Genomic DNA, 18,966 nt, shown 5'->3' with positions numbered 1-18,966 from the left:
GCGCGAGGTAGACCTCCCGAGGGTCTACCTCGCGCACACAGGTCTATCTCGGCGGACGGGGCCGACGGTCAGTAGGTCGGGCGTCCCGGCTCGACGTCCCGCACCCACGCCAGGACCCCGCCCTCGACGTTGCGTGCGTCCACGCCCGCGGCCCGCGCGAGGCTCGCGACCCGGTCGGACCGGCCCCCGACCTTGCACAGCACCGCGACGGTCCGGTCGCGCGGAAGGTCGGCGAGCGCCGCGGCGGCGCCGGGCCCCGCGTAGACCCCGCTGGGCACCGCGCGGGCGCCGTCGATCGCCACGATCTGCGTCTCCCAGACCTCGCGCACGTCGAGCAGCAGCACGTCGTCGTCGGGGTCGGCGATGCGGTCGGCGAGCTCCCGCGCGGTCAGGGTCGTGGGCGTCGCGGCGGCGGGGTGGGTCCCCGGCACCGGCGTCCCGTCGCCCGTTCGCCGGATGGTCGAGGTGCTGCCCGACGACGTCGCTCCCGTCCCTGGGACCGGCCCGCCCGAGGCGGCGTCCGGCCCTCCTGCCACCCGGGCGAGGTCGACCGCGAGGCGACCGTCCGCCGTCGGGCCGGAGAAGAGGCCCGTCCCGGAGGAGACGACGGCCGGGGCCCCTGCTGCCGCCGGGGCGACCCCGCAGAACACCTCGTAGGCGCGGTCGCCCGCCAGGAGCTCGGTCACGGGGACGCGCTGCGGGTCGGCGCGGACCGTGAGGTGACGCCACGTGAGCTCGAGCGAGTCGTAGACCGCGAGGCGGCCGAGGAGCGTGCGTCCCGCTCCCGTGATCAGCTTGATCGCCTCGGTCGCCATGACCGAGCCGACCGTGCCGCACATGGCACCCAGGACGCCGCCCGTCGCGCAGTCGGGCACGGTGCCGGGCGGCGGCGGCTCGGGGAACACGTCGCGGTAGACCACGCCCTCCCCGACCGGAGGCGCCGACCAGAAGACGCTGACCTGCCCCTGGAAGCGGAAGATCGAGCCCCACACGCACGGGATGCCCGCGATCTCGGCGGCGTCGCCCACGAGGTAGCGGGTCGCGAAGTTGTCGGTCCCGTCGAGGACGACGTCGTAGCCGTCCAGGACGGCCAGGACGTTGCTCGCGTCGAGACGGTGCTCGTGCAGGCGGACGCTCACGTGCGGGTTGACCTCCGCGACGGCGTCGCGCGCCGACTCCACCTTGGGCCGCCCCACGTCCAAGCCGCCGTGGATCACCTGGCGCTGGAGGTTGGAGACCTCGACGCGGTCGTCGTCGACGATGCCGATCGTCCCGACGCCGGCCGCGGCCAGGTAGAGCAGCGCCGGGCTGCCCAGCCCGCCCGCGCCCACGACCAGGACGCGCGCGGCGCGCAGCCGCTGCTGGCCCTCGACCCCGATCCCCGGCAGGGCCAGGTGCCGCGAGTAGCGGGCCAGCTCCTGCGGGGACAGCGGCTCGGTCGAGGGAGCGACCAGCGGCGGCAGCGAGGTCATCGCGCGTACTGCTCCACGAGGGCGTCGAGCTTGGCCTCGGCCTCGCGGTGCACCTTCTTCTCCAGGATGAAGGACATGACGGGCACGACGCCCGCGAAGACCATGGTGGCCAGACGGCCCCAGCTCCAGCGCATCTTGGACCACAGGTCCAGGACCGTCACGAGGTAGACCACGTAGACCCAGCCGTGCGCGAACGGGATCCAGCCCACGAAGCGCATCACGCCGTCGACGTCGACGAAGTGCCCGACGCCGTACTTGACGATCATCTCGACGCACAGGATCAGGAGCATCACACCGGTGATGAGGGCCATCACGCGGTAGCGCTGGAGCGCACCGCGGGCCTTGCGGACGGCGCGGTCCACGACCTCCTGCGACGGGGCGTCCGCCGCTGCGTCGGAGGTCGTCTGCGAGCCGGCGGGGTCGGGCGTGGTCATGGGAAGGTTTCCTTACGCTGAGCGAAAATCCGTGGCCCGGTGTCGGTGGCCACACCTAATGTTAGTGACCGTGCGACCCCTCCCCCTCCCCGACCCGGGCACCCCTCCGCTCACCGGCCCCGGCGCCTTCCTCTGGTGGCTCGCGCGCCGCCAGTGGGGCATCCTCCTGGTCGCCGTCCTCCTCGGCATGGTCACGTTCGTGTGCCAGGCCGTCATGCCCTACGTGCTGGGCCGCGCGCTCGACGAGGGCCTCGACGCGGGCTTCGGTGCGGTCCTGCTCGGCTGGGCCGCGGTCATGCTGGGCATCGGCCTCGTCCAGGTGGGCGCCGCTGCTCTCGGCCACCGCTTCGACATCGAGAACTGGCTGCGCTCGGCCTTCACCACCTCGCAGCTCGTCGGCGACACCGTGGCGCGCTCGGGGCACACCATCACGGACGAGCTCCCCACGGGCGAGGTCGTGTCCGCCGTGGCGTCGGACGCGCTGCGCGTGGGCGAGGTCTACGCGATCGCGGCGCGCTTCGCGGGCTCCCTCATGGCGTACGCCGTGGTCGCGGGGATCATGCTGAGCACCTCGCTCCAGCTGGGCCTCGTCGTGGTCCTCGGGCTGCCGGTCGTCGCGGGCATCCTCGCGTTCCTCGTCAAGCCCCTCCAGCAGCGCCAGGCCGCGCAGCGCGAGGCGTCGGGCCGACTGACCACCCTGGGCGCGGACACCGTCTCGGGCCTGCGCATCCTGCGCGGCATCGGCGGCGAGAAGGTCTTCACGGACCGCTACCGCACCCAGTCGCAGGCCGTCCGCGAGACGGGCGTGCGCGTCGCGACCACGCAGTCCTACCTCGACGGGCTCCAGGTCCTGCTGCCCGGCCTGTTCGTCGCCCTGGTCCTGTACCTGGGCGCGCACGCGGCCGTGGCCGGGGACATCAGCCCGGGCCAGCTCGTCGCCTTCTACGGGTACGCCGCGTTCCTGTCGTGGCCGCTGCAGATCGCGACCCAGACGCTCCAGATCACGACGCGCGCCCACGTGGCCGCGAAGAAGCTCGTCAAGGTGCTCTCGGTGGTCCCCGCGACGGGCGCGACCCCGGGCACGGCGTCCGCACCGCCCGCCGGGGCGCCCCTGGTCGACGACGCGAGCGGTGTCGAGCTCACGCCCGGCCGCGTCGTCGCGCTCGTGAGCGTGGACCCGGACGAGTCGGCGCGCATCGCCACGCGGATGGGGCGGTTCGACGACGTCGCGGAGGCGGGCACGCCCGTGCACCTGGGCGGGATCCGGCTCTCCGACCTCGACAAGGACGTGGTGCGCGAACGCATCGTCGTCGCCGAGGCCACGCCCCACCTGTTCTCCGGCGTGCTCGGCGAGGAGATCGACGTCCGTGGCGGGAGCCTCGAGGCCGAGCTCCTGCGGGCCGTCATGATGGCCGACGCGCACGACGTCCTGGACTCGGTGCCCGACGGCCTCGCGGGAGAGCTCCCTGAGAAGGGCCGCTCGCTGTCCGGCGGTCAGCGCCAGCGCGTCGCCCTGGCCCGCGCGATCCTCACCGACCCCGAGATCCTGGTGCTCGTCGAGCCCACGAGCGCGGTCGACGCCCACACCGAGGCCCGCATCGCCGAACGCCTCGCCGAGGTCCGGCGCGGGCGCACCACGCTCATCGTGACCGCGAGCCCGCTCGTGCTCGACCACGTCGACGACGTCCTGTTCGTCGAGGACGGCCGCGTCGTCACGCACGGCACTCACCGCGACCTCCTGCACCGCCCTCTCGACGCGCACCAGGGCGAGGAGGCCTCACGCTACCGCGCCGTCGTCGGGCGCTCGATGGACGAGGCTCCCGCCGAACCCGACGACGACCACCTGCCCACGGGCTCCGCCGAGCTCACCGACGCCTCGAAGGGCGTGTCATGAAGCTCCCCATCGCCGACGCCTCCCAGGTCCGCCAGCACACCGCCTACCTGGTCCGCGAGCACCGCAGGCCGCTCGTCGGCCTCGCGGTCCTGCACACCGTCGCGGCGATCGCGGGGCTCGCAGGCCCGTGGATCCTGGGCCGGCTCGTCGACGCGGTCGCCCAGGGCACCACCTCGGCCTACGTCAACCAGGTCATCGCGATCGGCGTGGGCGCGGTGCTCGTCCAGGCCGTGCTCATCCGCTACGCCCAGAAGTCCTCGATGATCTTCGGCGAGACGGTCTTCGCCGAGCTGCGCGAGGACTTCCTGGAGACGGTCACGACGCTGCCGCTGTCGACGGTCGAGCGCGCCGGCACGGGAGACCTCGTCGCGCGCACGACGAACGACGTCAACCGCATCCAGCACGCCGTGCGGTTCGGGGTCCCGCGCCTCATCGTCGCGGTCGTCACGATCCTGCTCACGGTCGTCGCGAGCATGCTCACCTCGCCCCTCGTGGCCGTGTCGCTGTTCCTCGGCGTCCCGCTCATGGTCGTCGTCTCGCGCTGGTACCTGCGGCGCGCCTCACCCGGGTACCAGCGTGAGTCTGCGGCGTACGCCGCGCTCAACGGCACCATCACCGAGTCGGTCGAGGGTGCCCGCACGGTCGACGCCCTGCGCCTGGGCGCCCGGCGCCGGGCCCGGGTCGAGGCGGACCTGCGCGAGGCCTTCGCGGCCGAGAGGTACACGCTGAACCTGCGCACGGTCCTGTTCCCGGTGGTCGACTTCACGTTCGTGCTCGCGCCCGTCGCGGTCATCGTGTGGGGCGGCTACATGCTCTCGACCGGGCACGCGACGATCGGCGCGGTGACGACCATCGCCATGTACGCGTTCCAGCTCGCAGGCCCCGTCTGGGAGCTCATCTTCTGGCTCGACGAGATCCAGGTCGCCGCGACCTCGCTCGCACGCATCGTGGGCGTCAAGCTCGTCGACAGCGACCGCGAGGCCGGGGACGAGGTGCCCACGGACGAGCACGTCGTGGCGCGGGACGTCGAGTACGCGTACCGCGAGGGGCACAACGTCCTGCACGGGATCGACCTCGACCTCGCGGTCGGCGAACGCCTGGCGGTCGTCGGCCCGTCGGGCGCGGGCAAGTCGACGCTCGGGCGCATGCTCGCAGGCATCCACCCGCCCACGGGCGGCTCCGTGACCGTGGGCGGCGTCGAGCTGGTCGACCTCCCGCTCGACGACCTGCGCCGTCACGTCGCCCTCGTCACGCAGGAGCACCATGTGTTCGTCGGGTCGCTCGCGGACAACCTGCGCCTGGCCGACGAGCACGCGGACGACGCCGCGCTGCTCGCGGCGCTCACCGCGGTCGACGCCCGGGGCTGGGTCGAGGCCCTGCCCGACGGGCTCGCGACCGAGGTCGGCTCGGGCGGTCACGTGCTCACGCCAGCGCAGGCGCAGCAGGTCGCGCTCGCGCGGCTCGTGCTGCTCGACCCGCACACCCTGATCCTCGACGAGGCGACGTCCCTGCTGGACCCGCGCGCGGCCCGGCACCTCGAGCGCTCGCTCAACGCCGTCCTCGAGGGGCGCACCGTCGTCGCGATCGCCCACCGCCTGCACACCGCGCACGACGCCGACCGGGTCGCCGTCGTGGACGGCGGGCGCATCACCGAGATCGGGCCGCACGACGAGCTCGTCGCGGCGGGCGGCGACTACGCGCGCCTCTGGAGCTCCTGGCAGCAGGAGTAGCTCGTCCCCGCGCGGGACCGTTCAGGGCGTGGCCGGACACCGACCACGCCCTGAACGCTGTCCCGCGACGCCCTGACCTGCCGGTACGCTCGCGCCGTTCCGACGTGTCCCGGCGCAGCCCGACGACCCGCCGGGACGACGAGGTCCTCGGCGCACACCCGGATGCACAGCAGACACGACGCCCTGCTTCCAGGCATTCCCCAGGAAGAACCCTCAGGATTGGTTGAACGTTCAACGAGGATGCGAGGGGCCATGAAGAAGACGATCGCGCTGACCGTCGGGATCGCGATGCTGTGCGCGCTCCTCCTGCTCGGTGGCACGTGGGTCTACGCCCGCTCGCAGGCCGGCACCGAGGCCGCTCCCCTGTCGATCGGCTCCGCGGCACCCAGCGACGACACCTCGGCCGCGCAGGACGGCGCGGGCTCGTCGGGCTCGCCCGTCGACGGCGTCCAGGACGGCGTCTACGCCGTGGACACCGAGTCCCAGGCGGGCTACCGCGTCGACGAGGTGCTCTCGGGGCAGGACGTGACCGTGGTCGGACGCACGAGCGACGTGCGCGGCGAGGTCACGGTCGAGGGCGGCGTCCTCACCGCAGCGAGCATCGAGGTCGACATGACGACCGTCGAGACCGACGACTCGGGACGCGACCGGCAGTTCCTGGGCATCCTCGACACCGGCGAGCACCCGACCGCGACCTTCGTCCTCACCGCCCCCGTCGACCTCTCCGGTCTGGCGACCGGCACCGCGACGGTCCAGGCAGCGGGCACGCTCACCATCAAGGGCGTCCCGCACGAGGTCACCGCGACCCTCGAGGCAAGGACCGCGGGCGCCGGAGCGCAGGTCAGCGGTTCGATCCCCGTGACGTTCTCCGACTACGGCGTGACCGCGCCGAACCTCGGCTTCGTCCAGGTCGAGGACGCAGGGACCGTCGAGATGCTGCTCGAGCTCACACCGTCGGACGGCTGACCGGGTCGCCGTTCGACGCGGCCCCCGCCGTGCCGCCGGCGGCCTCGCTCCCGCCGGCGTCGGGCACCTCGCCGCGCGGTGCCGGCGGCAGGTCGGGCAACCCGGCGATCCCGCCCCCGACGCCGTCCGAGCGCTTACGCCCGCCCGCGGCCTCGTCGCGCACGAGCCGCACCCACAGCGCGACCGCGAACGCGCCGAAGATCCACCACTGGAGCGCGTAGAAGGCGTTCTGGACGTTGACCCCGTTGCCGCCCTCGATCGTGGGCCGAGGCAGGAGGTGGGGACCACCGTCGGCCGCGGAGAGCTGCGCAGGGTCGGACTCCATGAGCACGAGGTACCCGCCGTAGATCGGGTTGCCCCACACGTTGGCGAGCGCCGCCGAGGAGATGGAGTCGGTCTGCCCCTCGGGCAGCCCGCCGGTGCCGGCGGCCTCGGAGGCCTGGAGGTAGGCGGCGAGCCGCACCTCGCCGGACGGGACCTCGAGGGCCGGGCCGTCCGTCGTCGGGACCCAGCCACGGACGACCGGGACCACGGGCGGACCGGACAGGTCGGCCCAGGACTCGCCGCCCGTGCCGTCGTCGCTCACGCGCAGCGGCGTCAGGACCAGGTAGCCCGTGCGCCCGTCGAGCGCGCGCCCCGCGACGAGGAGCTGGCCCTCGGGCTCGTACTCGCCCTCGACCCAGGCCTGGCGTCCCACGAGCTCGCCCGGGAACGTCGACTGCGGGGGAAGCAGGACCCCGAGCCCCTCGGGGCCGGCGGCCTCGGCCTCGGCGATCTCGTGCTGCTCGGCGAGCTCGGCCCGCTGGTAGGCACGGTCGAGCTGCCACACCCCGAGGCGGCCGCACACGCCCGCCGCGAGCAGGAAGAGCAGCAGGAAGCCGATCATGCGGGGGCGGCGGGCGACAGCCCAGAAGCCGGGGCGAGAGGGGGCCTGGTCGGACACGACTCCACGGTAGCCGGGCGGGGGTGACCGGAGAGAATCCCCGACCCCCGACGTGACCCAGACCACTCCCCCGGACGAGATCGACCGTCCCGGGACCTCTCGACGCAGCGGTCGGGACCTTCGTCCTTTTCTGCCTCGACCGACGCACCTCACATCCCGTGGGGCCGTCGAAACCATGCGTTGCCCCCATGGATGAGGTTGTATGAAGGTGCCACCATTCCCCGGTACAGCTGGAGCGTGCGATGACTACGACCACCTCGCGTCCGACAGAAGGAACCCCTTGGCGATCCGCCGAGGTCGCCCCCCTCTCCGAGGAGACGCTCGCGCGTGTCGACGGGTGGTGGCGGGCCGCCAACTACCTGTCGGTCGGCCAGATCTACCTGCTGGCGAACCCCTTGCTGCGCGAGCCCCTCACCCGGGACGACGTCAAGCCGCGCCTCCTCGGCCACTGGGGCACGACGCCCGGCCTGAACTTCCTCTACGCGCACCTGAACCGCGCGATCGTCGAGCGTGAGCAGTCGACGATCTACGTCACGGGCCCTGGTCACGGCGGGCCCGGTCTCGTCGCGAACTCCTACCTCGAGGGCACCTACTCGGAGGTCTACTCCGACATCACCCAGGACACCGAGGGCTTGCGCCGGCTGTTCCGCCAGTTCTCGTTCCCGGGCGGGATCCCCTCGCACGTCGCCCCGGAGACCCCCGGCTCGATCCACGAGGGCGGCGAGCTCGGCTACGCGCTCTCGCACGCCTACGGTGCCGCGTTCGACAACCCGGACCTGCTGGTCGCCGCGGTCGTGGGCGACGGCGAGGCCGAGACCGGCCCCCTGGCCACGAGCTGGCACTCGAACAAGTTCGTCAACCCGGTCAACGACGGCGTCGTCCTGCCGATCCTGCACCTCAACGGGTACAAGATCGCGAACCCCACGATCCTCGCGCGCATCAGCGACGACGAGCTGCGCGACCTCATGATCGGCTACGGCCACACCCCGTACTTCTTCACGGGCGGGTTCGACGGCGAGGACCACTACGAGGTCCACCGCCGCTTCGCGGTCCTGCTCGACGAGGTGCTCAACCACATCGCGCAGATCAAGGCCGACGCCGCGGCGGGCAACGACGAGCGCCCCGCCTGGCCCATGATCGTCTTCCGCACCCCCAAGGGGTGGACGGGACCCCAGTCGATCGACGGCAAGAAGACCGAGGACTCCTGGCGTTCGCACCAGGTGCCGCTCGCGAGCGCGCGCGACACCCCCGAGCACCTGCAGGACCTCAAGGACTGGCTCGACTCGTACCGCGTCCACGAGCTGTTCGACGACGAGGGCCGCCTCGACGCGGACGTCGCGAGGCTCGCACCTCCCGGCACCCTGCGCATGAGCGACAACCCGCACACGAACGGCGGCCTGTTGCTCAAGGACCTGCGCCTGCCCGACTTCCGCGACTACGCGGTCGAGGTCAGCGCACCCGGCGGCGGCATGTCGGAGGCGACGAGGGTCCTGGGTCAGTGGCTCACGGACGTGGTGCGCCTCAACCCGGACAACTTCCGGATCTTCGGCCCCGACGAGACCGCGTCGAACCGCCTGCAGGCCGTCTACGAGGTCACGGACAAGCAGTGGAACGCGGACTTCTTCGGGCCCGACGTCGACGAGCACCTCGCGCGTGCGGGTCGCGTCATGGAGATGCTGTCCGAGCACCAGTGCCAGGGGTGGCTCGAGGGCTACCTCCTGACGGGCCGGCACGGCCTGTTCTCGTGCTACGAGGCGTTCATCCACATCATCGACTCGATGTTCAACCAGCACGCCAAGTGGCTCAAGATCACGAACGACATCCCGTGGCGCCGCCCGATCGCGAGCCTCAACTACCTGCTCTCGAGCCACGTGTGGCGTCAGGACCACAACGGCTTCAGCCACCAGGACCCGGGCTTCATCGACCACGTGGTGAACAAGAAGGCCGAGATCGTCCGCGTCTACCTGCCGCCGGACGCCAACACCCTGCTCTCGACCTACGACCACGTGCTGCGCTCGCGCCAGTACGTCAACGTCGTGGTCGCGGGGAAGCAGCCGGCGCCGAACTTCCTCACGATGGACCAGGCCGTCGCGCACTGCACCCGGGGCCTGGGCATCTGGGAGTGGGCCGGCACGGAGGTCCCGGGCGAGGACCCCGACGTCGTGCTCGGCTGCGCGGGCGACGTCCCGACCCTGGAGACGCTCGCCGCGGCCGACCTGCTGCGTCAGCACCTGCCCGGGCTCAAGGTGCGCGTCGTGAACGTCGTGGACCTCATGCGCCTGCAGGACGAGAAGGAGCACCCGCACGGGCTCTCCGACCGCGACTTCGACACGCTCTTCACCACGGACAAGCCCGTGGTCTTCGCGTACCACGGGTACCCGTGGCTCATCCACCGCCTGACCTACCGCCGCAACGGGCACGAGAACATCCACGTGCGCGGCTACAAGGAGGAGGGCACGACCACCACGCCGTTCGACATGGTCATGCTCAACGACCTCGACCGGTTCCACCTGGTGATCGACGTCATCGACCGCGTGCCTTCGCTGCGGTCGAAGGCGGCAGGTCTGCGCCAGAAGATGGTGGACGCCCGCCTCGAAGCACGGCAGTACACGAGAGAGCACGGCGAGGACATCCCCTCGGTCCGTGACTGGGTGTGGCCCGACGCGGGCGACACCGCGACAGAAGGGAGCGGCCCGTCGTACGACGCGGCCGCCGCTACCGGAGGCGACAACGAGTGACCAGCACCGCCCGATCCATCTACCTCGCCTCACCTGAGGGCGAGACGGGGAAGTCCACGATCGCGCTGGGCGTCCTCGACCTGCTGACCCGTCGGGTCCAGCGGGTCGGGGTCTTCCGGCCCGTGACGAGGACCGCCCCGAGCTCCGTCGCGGGGGCCACCGCCCCCGTCGACGGGGCGGGTTCCGCCGCCGCACCCGGCTCCGCGGACCGCGACTACGTGCTCGAGCTGCTGCTCGCGCACGACGGCGTCGACCTCACCTACGAGGAGGCCATGGGCGTCACGTACGACGACGTCCACGCCGACCCCGAGGCGGCCCTCGCCCAGATCGTCGCCCGCTACCACGACGTCGCCAAGCAGTGCGACTTCGTGGTGATCGTCGGCACGGACTACACCGACGTCGCAGGCCCGACCGAGCTCGCGTTCAACGCCCGCATCGCGGCCAACCTGGGCGCCCCGGTGCTCCTGGTCGTCTCGGGCCGTGACCGCACGCCCGAGGCCATCGCGAACCTCACCGAGGTCAGCGTCAACGAGCTCCGCTCGAACCACGCCCAGCCCATCGCGGTCGTCGCGAACCGGTGCCGCCCCGAGAGCATCGAGCAGGTGCGTGCGCAGCTCACGGCGATCACGCCCGAGGGCCAGGGCACCCACTCGGCGTCGGGCTCGCTGCCCGGGTGGGCCATCCCGGAGGACCCGTTCCTCAACGCCCCGACCGTGGCCGCGATCATGGAGGCCGTGGGCGGCCGGCTCGCGCTCGGCGACCCCGAGCTGCTGGGCCGCGAGGTCCTCGACCTGCTCGTCGGGGCCATGTCGCTCGAGCACCTGCTCGAGAAGCTCGTCGACGGCGCCGTGGTCATCACGCCGGGCGACCGCAGCGACATCCTCATCGGCCTGCTCGCCGCGCACCAGGCCCGCAACTTCCCGTCGCTCGCGGGCATCGTCCTCAACGGCGGCTTCTACCCGACGGACTCGACCGGTCGCCTGCTCGAGGCCCTCGACCCGAGCCTGCCGATCATCCGTACCGACCTCGGGACGTTCCGCTCGGCGAGCGCCGCGTCGCGCGTGCGCGGTCGGGTGTCCAAGGAGTCGCAGCGCAAGGTCGACACGGCGCTCGCGCTGTTCGAGCAGAACGTCGACGGCGCCGCGCTCCTCGCGGGCCTCGACGTCCCGCGCCCCGAGGTCGTCACGCCGCTCATGTTCGAGTACGAGCTGCTCTCGCGAGCCCGCGCGGACCGCAAGAACATCGTGCTGCCCGAGGGCGACGACGACCGCATCCTGCGGGCGGCTTCGACCCTGCTGGGTCGCCAGGTCGCCGACCTGACGATCCTGGGCGACGAGCAGTCGATCCGTGCCCGGGCGACCGAGCTGGGCCTCGACATCGACGCCGCGACGGTGATCGACCCGCACGACCCGGAGCTCGTCCAGCGCTTCGCCGAGGAGTACACGACGCTGCGCGCCCACAAGGGCATGACGGTCGAGCGCGCGCGTGAGATCGTCCCGGACGTGTCCTACTTCGGGACGATGATGGTCCACCTGGGCCTTGCCGACGGCATGGTCTCGGGGGCGCGTCACACGACGGCGCACACCATCAAGCCGTCGTTCGAGATCATCAAGACCATGCCGGGCGTGTCCGTCGTGTCGTCGGTGTTCCTCATGTGCCTCGAGGACCGCGTCCTGGTCTACGGCGACTGCGCCGTGAACCCGGACCCGACCGACACCCAGCTCGCCGACATCGCCATCTCGTCGGCCGCGACGGCGCTCCAGTTCGGGATCGACCAGCGGGTGGCGATGCTGTCGTACTCGACCGGCGAGTCCGGCTCGGGCGTCGACGTCGACAAGGTGCGCTCCGCGACCGAGATCGTGCGCAGCCGCCGCCCCGACCTGTTCGTCGAGGGACCCATCCAGTACGACGCCGCGGTCGACGCGTCCGTGGCCGCGTCCAAGATGCCGGTCTCGGACGTCGCGGGCAAGGCGACGGTCTTCATCTTCCCCGACCTCAACACGGGCAACAACACCTACAAGGCGGTGCAGCGCTCGGCGGGCGCCATCGCGGTGGGACCCGTCCTCCAGGGCCTCAACAAGCCCGTGAACGACCTCTCGCGCGGTGCCCTGGTCCAGGACATCGTCAACACCGTGGCCATCACGGCCATCCAGGCACAGGCGGGCTCGTCCACCGAGCCCAGCACGAACGGAGCACCCGCATGACCGTCCTCCCGGAGCACGAGCGCTCGAACCCGTACTCGGCGTACGGCGCGCACGGTTCGGTCCTCGTGATGAACTCGGGGTCGTCCTCGCTCAAGTACCAGCTCGTCAACCCGGTCGGCGGCGAGGCCATCGCGGCGGGGACCATCGAGCGCATCGGCGAGTCGAACGGCGTCATCAAGCACCGTTTCGCGGGCAACACGACCACGCGTGAGGAGCCCGTCCGTGACCACGCCGAGGCGCTGCGCATCGCGCTGTCGCTGTTCGACGAGGTCGGGCCGCGGCTCGCCGACGCCAACGTGTACGCCGTGGGTCACCGCGTCGTCCACGGCGGCGCCCAGTTCTCCCGCCCCGTGCTGGTGGACGACGAGGTCGAGCGCCAGATCCTGGACCTCGCTCCGCTCGCCCCGCTGCACAACCCGGCGAACGTCACGGGCATCTCGGTCGCCCGTGAGCTCCTGCCCGACGTCCCGCACGTCGCGGTGTTCGACACGGCGTTCTTCTCGTCGCTGCCCGAGGCCGCCTCGACCTACGCGCTCGAGAAGGAGACCGCGAAGAAGTACGGCGTGCGCCGGTACGGCTTCCACGGCACGAGCCACCACTACGTGTCGGGCAAGGTCGCACGCGTCCTGGGCCGCCGGCTGCAGGACCTCAACATCATCGTGCTGCACCTCGGCAACGGTGCGTCGGCCTCGGCCGTGCGCGGCGGCATCGCGGTCGACACGTCGATGGGCCTGACGCCGCTCGAGGGCCTGGTCATGGGGACCCGCACCGGAGACATCGACCCCGCGGTGATCTTCCACCTCGCCCGCAACGCGAACATGTCGATCGACGAGCTCGACGACCTGTTCAACAAGCGCTCGGGCATCAAGGGCATCGCGGGCGAGAACGACTTCCGCGCGCTGCACGACCTCATCGCCGCAGGCAACGAGGACGCGAGGCTCGCGCTCGACGTGTACATCCACCGGCTGCGCAAGTACATCGGCGCGTACATGGCCGTGCTGGGTCGCATCGACGTCATCGCGTTCACGGCCGGTGTGGGCGAGAACGACGACATCGTGCGCGCCCAGGTCGTCGAGGGCCTCGCGGGCCTCGGCATCGCGGTCGACCCGGAGCGCAACGCGGTCCGCAGCAAGGAGCCGCGCGTCATCTCGCCCGACTGGACGAGCACGCTGGTCATGGTCGTGCCGACCATGGAGGAGCTCGCGATCGCCCGCCTGAGCGTGGAGATCGTCGAGGAGACCGAGAAGGCCGGGAAGCCCGTGACGTTCCCGCCGGCAGCGTCGGCAGCATCGGCAGAGCCGGCCGGGTCGGCCACCGAGCCGTCCGCTCCTGCCGAGCAGGCAGAGCCGGAAGCACCTCAGGAGTCCTGACCGCCCCACCGCCGTCGTCGCGCGCCCGAGCACAGCGCGACGGCACGTGCGTGGGCACGGCACTGCCCGCGCACGACCCGAGCCACGCCTCGACCCCCTCGGGTCGAGGCGTGGCTCTTCTCATCGACCCGCCGACCTGGCCGGCCCACGGGACCTCGTGGTCCCACCTCGTCTCGGACTCCTCGCTCGACGAGCTGCACGAGTTCGCCGAGCGGCTGGGGCTGGGCCGGCGCGCGTTCGACCTCGACCACTACGACGTCCCCGCCGAGCGCCACGCGGACTGCGTCGCCGCGGGGGCCCAGGACGTGTCGGGGCGCGAGCTCATCGTGCGGCTGCGGGCCTCGGGGCTGCGCGTCCCCGCCCGCGAGCGGGGAGCGGCCAAGGCCGCGGCACTGCTGGCGCGCTGGGACGCGGTCCTGCCGGGGCTCCCGGGGGCGCGCGAGGTGGGCAACGACCTGATCGCCCGCTGGCACGAGCCGCACCGCGCCTACCACGGGCCCGCGCACCTGGTCCACGTGCTCGACTCCCTCGCGGTCCTGGAGGGCCGCTCGCCGGGCGTGCCCTCCCCCGGCGAGCCTGCGCCGTCGGGCGCGTCGCAGCGCGCGCAGCTCGCGCTGTGGTTCCACGACGCGGTCCACGAGGGCGTCGCGGGCGAGGACGAGGAGGCGTCGGCCGCGCTCGCGGTCGCACGCCTGTCGCCGCTCGTCCCCGGCCCGACGGCGTCGCTCACCGGGAACCGGTCCACCGCCCACGGCGGGGCGCACCTCACGCACGACGACGTCGCGGAGGTCGCGCGCCTCGTCCGGCTCACGGCGACGCACGACCCCGCCGCGGACGACGTGGTGGGCGCGCTCGTGTGCGACGCCGACCTCGCGATCCTCGGCTCCGCGCCCGACCGGTACGCCCGCTACGTCCGGCAGGTCCGCGCGGAGTACGCCCACGTGCCCGACGAGCAGTTCGTGGCGGGTCGTGCCGCGGTCCTCGAGCAGCTGCTCGCGCTGCCCTCCCTCTTCCGGACCCCGTCGGGGCGCGACCGCTGGCAGGAGCGCGCCGAGCAGAACCTGCGGACCGAGCTCGCGGGCCTCGCTGCGCGCGGCCTCGCGCAGGGCCGTAACCCTCGCCAGTAGGCTCGCCCGCATGAGCGAGCAGGGGACGGACCGGGCCACGCCCCCGGAGACAGCGCCGGACGTGGCGGGGCCGAACGACACCTCCACGGAGAGTCCTGGGCGCCCCGCAGCGGGGCGGGCACGCCGACCCGGACCGTCCTGGCTGCGAGGCCGCCGCGGACGCGCCGCGCTCATCGGGGCAGCCGCGCTGGTCCTCGTGGTCGCGGCCCCCGTCGCGTGGGTCCAGGTGAGCGGGCAGCTGCGCGTGCACCCCGGGGTCGAGGACGTGCCCGCGCGCCCCGTGGCCCTCGTCCTCGGCGCGGGCCTGCGCCCCGACGGCACGCCGTCGACGTACCTCACGCGGCGCCTCGACGCTGCGCGCGAGCTGTACGAGCGCGGCACGATCGAGGTGATCCTCGTGAGCGGGGACAACTCGAGCGAGGACTACGACGAACCGACCGCGATGCTCGACTGGCTCGTCACCCACGGCGTGCCCGCGGAACGCGTCGTGCGCGACTTCGCGGGCTTCGACACCCACGACACGTGCGTGCGGGCACGTGAGGTCTTCGGGGTCACCGAGGCGGTCGTCCTCACGCAGGACTACCACCTGCCCCGGGCGCTGTTCTCGTGCGCGCAGGCGGGCATCGACGCGGTGGGCGTCGGGGTGTCCGCGGAGAGCGTCGAGCCCGCCAAGGCCGTGATGTACCGCGTGCGCGAGGCGCCGGCCTCGCTCAAGGCCGCCTGGGACGCCGTGACCGGCCGGGAGCCCGTGCACCTCGGCACGCGCGAGACCGCGGTCACGGACGTCCTGGACTCGCTCTCGGCCGCTACGGCAGGCGCAGCTTCTTCATGACCGCGAAGGCGGTCGTGAGCAGGCGGCTCGCGCGGTCGGCAGGCTGCGCGTAGAGGGTGTCGAAGCTCAGTCCGCGCGACACCCCGCGCTGGACCACGATCGTCTGTGCCTCGGTGAGCGCCTCGATCCCCTCGCGCCCGTGCCGACGCCCCACGCCCGAGCTCTTGAACCCGCCCATGGGTGCCGCGACCGAGCCGAACGCCGACGCGTACCCGTCGTTGATGTTGACGGCCCCCGCCTCGACCTGCGCGGCGAGGCGGCGTCCGCGCGCGGTGTCCTGCGTCCAGATGCTCGCGCTGAGCCCGAGGTCCGAGTCGTTCATGGCCCGGATCGCGGCCGCGTCGTCGGGAACGCGAGTCACCGTGACGACCGGGCCGAACGTCTCCTCGCGCGCGCACTCGGCCGTGGGCGGCACGTGGTCGAGGACCGTGGGCGCGTAGAAGAAGGGCCCGATGTCCGCGCGGTGCACACCGCCGGCGAGCACACGGGCACCCTGCGAGAGCGCGTCGTCGACGTGGGCCACCACGCGGTCGAGCTGCGCCTGGGACGTGAGCGAGCCCATGTCCACCGAGTAGTCGAGCGCGGTGCCGAGCCTCAGCTCGCGCACGAGCGGGACGAACGCGTCGAGGAACTCCTCGGCGATGTCCTCGTGCAGGACGAGCCGCTCGATCGAGACGCAGAGCTGGCCGCTGTTGGAGAAGCACGCACGCACGGCACCCTGGGCCGCGGACGGCACGTGCGCGTCGGCCGCGACGTACAGGGGGTTCTTGCCGCCCAGCTCGAGCGTGGTCCCGATGAGCCGCTCGCCCGCCTGCGCAGCGACCTTGCGCCCGGTCGCGGTCGAACCCGTGAACGCGATGTGGTCGACGAGCCCCGTCAGGGCCGCACCGATCTCTCCGCCACCGGCCACGACGAGCAGCAGGTCGCCGGGCAGCCCGGCCTCCTCGAGGAGCTCGGCGGCCCACAGGGCAGTCAGCGTGGTCTGGGGGTCCGGCTTGACCACCACGGCGTTGCCTGCGACCAGGGCGGGCAGGGCCTCGGCGAGGGCCAGCGTGAGGGGGTAGTTCCAGGGCGCGATCGCACCGACCACGCCGACCGGACGGCGGTGCACGCTCGCGCGCGTCAGGACGGGCAGCATCCCGCCCACGCGACGCTCGGCGAGGTAGTGCGCGGCCCGCACGCCGTAGTGGCGCGTGACCTGGGCGATGTCACCGACCTCCTCGAACGCGCTGCGACGCGACTTGCCCGTCTCCATCTGGAGCAGGTCCAGGATCTCGGTCTGCCGCTCGAGGACCAGGTCGTGGAAGCGCAGGAGCACCGCTGCGCGCTCGCCGACCGTGGTGTGCGCCCAGGAACGCTGGGCGCGACGCGCACGCGCGACCGCGACCGCGACGTCCTCGACCGAGGACAGAGGGATCGACGCGAGCGGCGCCCCCGTGAACGGGAGGACCGAGCGGTGCTCGCCCGCCGTGTGGGAGGTGACGACGCGGGCCACGAGGGGAGCGACGACGTCGGGCTCCAGGACGTACGTGGCGGAGGGGTGCTCCGGATCCAGGAGGCCGTCGATGGCGGCGCTGCCGTCCGATGTTTCGCTTGCCATGCGTGACAGGTTACGCGGCAGCACCCCCGGGCAGAACACCCTTCACACAATCCCCTTTGGTAGGTCTCGCCCGGCGTGCCGGGAATGACGTCGGCCGGGGCCGACGGGCGCGGGCCGAGCCGGGGCCGCGCCGAGAGGGCGCCGGGTTGCCCCGCTCAGCCCTGCGCCGCCCAGTTGCGCGCTCCGTCGAGGAGGTGCGCGAGGGCGTCGTCGACGACCTGGGCCGGGTCCCGCTCGGCGGCGGCCTCGGCCCACCAGACGAGAGCCGCGAAGTTCGCGGCCGAGCACGCCGCGGCGAGCGACCGCGCGCGCAGCGACGGCTGAGGCCCGCCCTCGGCGCGGGCCAGGAAGGACTCGACGAGCGCGGCCGACGTGCCGATGCGCGACGTTCCCCAGGCGAGCAGCTCGTCGTCCGAGCCGATGAGCCGCAGCCGCTGGCGTGTGACCTCGAGGGCGTCGTCGGGGAAGGTCGAGGACGCGACGAAGGCGGCGCGCACCACGTCGAGCGCCTCGGCCAGGCCTGCGGGACTGCTCGCGCCCAGCACCTCGGTGATCGCGTCGCGCGCCTCGCCCGAGCCGCCCCAGACCATCGCGGCCTTGGACGGGAAGAGACGGAAGAGGGTCCGCCGCCCGACGCCGCACGCGCTCGCGACGTCGTCCATCGTGACGTTCCCGAAGCCCTGCTCGGTGAACAGGCGCAGGGCCGTGGCGGCGACGTGCGCCGGATCGACCGTGGCGGGGCGTCCCCGGCGTGCGGGTGTCTGCGACATCACATCTCCTCGCGAAACAGGTTTATGGCACTGAGTGTTATAAAGGTAGCAGGAGCCGAATCCAGGCACCTCGACCCGGCGGAAGGACCCCCATCATGAGCACGTCGACCATCCCGAACCGATTCTCCGGCGCGACCGTCGTCGTCACCGGCGCAGGCTCCGGCATCGGCAAGGCCACCGCGACCCGGCTCCTCGCCGAGGGCGCCCGCGTCATCGCGAGCGACCTCGACGCCGACCGCCTCACCGCGCTCGTCGCCGAGAGCGGCGAGGCCCCCCTCCTGACCATCGAGGGCGACGTGTCCGACGACGCCGTGATCGCCCGCATCGTCGAGGCCGGCGAGGGTCGCATCACGGGACTCGTCAACAACGCCGGGATCATGGACTCGTTCGTCCCCACGGCCGAGATCGACGACGCCCTGTGGGAGCGCGTCATGCGCATCAACGTGACCGCACCCATGAAGCTCATGCGCGCCGTGCTGCCCGCGATGGTCGACGCGGGCCACGGCCGGATCGTCAACGTCGCGAGCGAGGCCAGCGTGCGCGCCGGCGCCTCGGGCACCCCGTACGCGACCTCGAAGCACGCGGTCGTGGGCCTGACCAAGAGCACCGCGCTCTTCTACGGCCCCGCAGGAGTGCGCGTCAACGCCGTGGCGCCGGGCGCCGTCGCGACCAACATCGAGGCGCAGTTCCGCTCCGAGCTCGGCGCCAAGCGACTCGGGCCGATCATGCAGGCGACCGTGCCCGCCCCCGCGACCGCCGAGCAGCTCGCGGCCTCGATCACGTGGCTGCTCTCGGAGGACTCGGCGAACGTGAACGGCGTGCTCCTCATGTCGGACGGCGGCTGGTCGACCATCTGACGGCCCGTCCCGGGTCGTGGACCCGAGGC

The 18,966-nt window shown here is 72.6% G+C and carries 14 protein-coding genes; 9 read left to right on the top strand and 5 right to left on the bottom strand.

Annotation, left to right across the window (positions count from 1 at the left end; genetic code table 11):
• Positions 1-68: 68 nt before the first annotated feature.
• Complete coding sequence (gene moeB, locus WFH32_RS12465) at positions 69-1,472, bottom strand: molybdopterin-synthase adenylyltransferase MoeB (RefSeq protein WP_336707668.1); 1,404 nt, start codon at positions 1,470-1,472, stop codon at positions 69-71.
• Positions 1,469-1,906: a DUF3817 domain-containing protein gene (locus tag WFH32_RS12460; RefSeq protein WP_191795953.1), complete on the bottom strand. Its 438-nt coding sequence runs from the start codon at positions 1,904-1,906 to the stop codon at positions 1,469-1,471. Before WFH32_RS12460 ends, moeB begins: the two co-directional genes overlap by 4 nt.
• A gap of 58 nt (positions 1,907-1,964) precedes the next feature.
• Here WFH32_RS12460 and WFH32_RS12455 point away from each other — a divergent pair, with 58 nt between their 5' ends.
• The 3 genes from WFH32_RS12455 (at position 1,965) to WFH32_RS12445 (ending at position 6,496) form a co-directional block, all read left to right on the top strand.
• Positions 1,965-3,800 carry an ABC transporter ATP-binding protein gene (locus WFH32_RS12455; protein WP_336707667.1) on the top strand — a complete coding sequence of 612 codons (1,836 nt, stop codon included), beginning with the start codon at positions 1,965-1,967 and terminating at the stop codon, positions 3,798-3,800.
• The gene (locus WFH32_RS12450; RefSeq protein ID WP_191795951.1) at positions 3,797-5,530 is read left to right on the top strand and encodes an ABC transporter ATP-binding protein; all 1,734 of its coding nucleotides are present in this window, start codon (positions 3,797-3,799) and stop codon (positions 5,528-5,530) included. The genes WFH32_RS12455 and WFH32_RS12450 overlap by 4 nt, the downstream gene beginning before the upstream one ends.
• Positions 5,531-5,782: 252 nt before the next feature.
• Positions 5,783-6,496, top strand: a complete 714-nt coding sequence (locus tag WFH32_RS12445) for a YceI family protein (protein WP_191795950.1) — start codon at positions 5,783-5,785, stop codon at positions 6,494-6,496.
• On the opposite strand, the gene WFH32_RS12440 is transcribed toward WFH32_RS12445, so the two are convergent.
• Positions 6,477-7,439, bottom strand: coding sequence for an SURF1 family protein (locus tag WFH32_RS12440; RefSeq protein ID WP_336707666.1), 963 nt, complete (start codon positions 7,437-7,439; stop codon positions 6,477-6,479). The two genes, WFH32_RS12445 and WFH32_RS12440, sit on opposite strands and share 20 nt — an antisense overlap.
• A 242-nt stretch (positions 7,440-7,681) precedes the next feature.
• On the opposite strand from WFH32_RS12440, the gene WFH32_RS12435 reads away from it, so the two are divergent.
• From WFH32_RS12435 to WFH32_RS12415, 5 genes are all read left to right on the top strand, one after another.
• Positions 7,682-10,177 (top strand): phosphoketolase family protein, encoded by a 2,496-nt coding sequence (locus WFH32_RS12435; protein ID WP_336707664.1) that lies wholly within the window; start codon positions 7,682-7,684, stop codon positions 10,175-10,177.
• Positions 10,174-12,381, top strand: a complete 2,208-nt coding sequence (pta, locus tag WFH32_RS12430; protein WP_191795948.1) for a phosphate acetyltransferase — start codon at positions 10,174-10,176, stop codon at positions 12,379-12,381. Before WFH32_RS12435 ends, pta begins: the two co-directional genes overlap by 4 nt.
• Entirely contained in the window at positions 12,378-13,751 is a 1,374-nt protein-coding gene (locus tag WFH32_RS12425; RefSeq protein ID WP_336707662.1) for an acetate/propionate family kinase, read from the top strand. The genes pta and WFH32_RS12425 overlap by 4 nt, the downstream gene beginning before the upstream one ends.
• A gap of 110 nt (positions 13,752-13,861) precedes the next feature.
• Positions 13,862-14,878, top strand: a complete 1,017-nt coding sequence (locus WFH32_RS12420) for a DUF4031 domain-containing protein (protein WP_336707661.1) — start codon at positions 13,862-13,864, stop codon at positions 14,876-14,878.
• Between the two features lie 10 nt (positions 14,879-14,888).
• Positions 14,889-15,710 (top strand): SanA/YdcF family protein, encoded by an 822-nt coding sequence (locus tag WFH32_RS12415; protein WP_191795945.1) that lies wholly within the window; start codon positions 14,889-14,891, stop codon positions 15,708-15,710.
• Here the strand turns inward: WFH32_RS12415 and WFH32_RS12410 are convergent.
• Together WFH32_RS12410 and WFH32_RS12405 are read right to left on the bottom strand one after the other, a co-directional pair.
• Positions 15,685-17,310, bottom strand: coding sequence for a succinic semialdehyde dehydrogenase (locus tag WFH32_RS12410; protein ID WP_336707659.1), 1,626 nt, complete (start codon positions 17,308-17,310; stop codon positions 15,685-15,687). The genes WFH32_RS12415 and WFH32_RS12410 overlap by 26 nt on opposite strands.
• A gap of 155 nt (positions 17,311-17,465) precedes the next feature.
• Positions 17,466-18,080 carry a TetR family transcriptional regulator gene (locus WFH32_RS12405; RefSeq protein WP_191795943.1) on the bottom strand — a complete coding sequence of 205 codons (615 nt, stop codon included), beginning with the start codon at positions 18,078-18,080 and terminating at the stop codon, positions 17,466-17,468.
• 95 nt (positions 18,081-18,175) lie between these two features.
• Here WFH32_RS12405 and WFH32_RS12400 point away from each other — a divergent pair, with 95 nt between their 5' ends.
• Positions 18,176-18,937, top strand: coding sequence for an SDR family NAD(P)-dependent oxidoreductase (locus tag WFH32_RS12400; RefSeq protein ID WP_191795942.1), 762 nt, complete (start codon positions 18,176-18,178; stop codon positions 18,935-18,937).
• Positions 18,938-18,966: the final 29 nt, after the last annotated feature.

The organism is Oerskovia sp. USHLN155, from assembly GCF_037145535.1.
Lineage (GTDB): Bacteria > Actinomycetota > Actinomycetes > Actinomycetales > Cellulomonadaceae > Oerskovia > Oerskovia rustica.
Note: the sequence above shows the minus strand (reverse complement) of the source record. Positions and strands in the feature narration are given on the sequence as shown.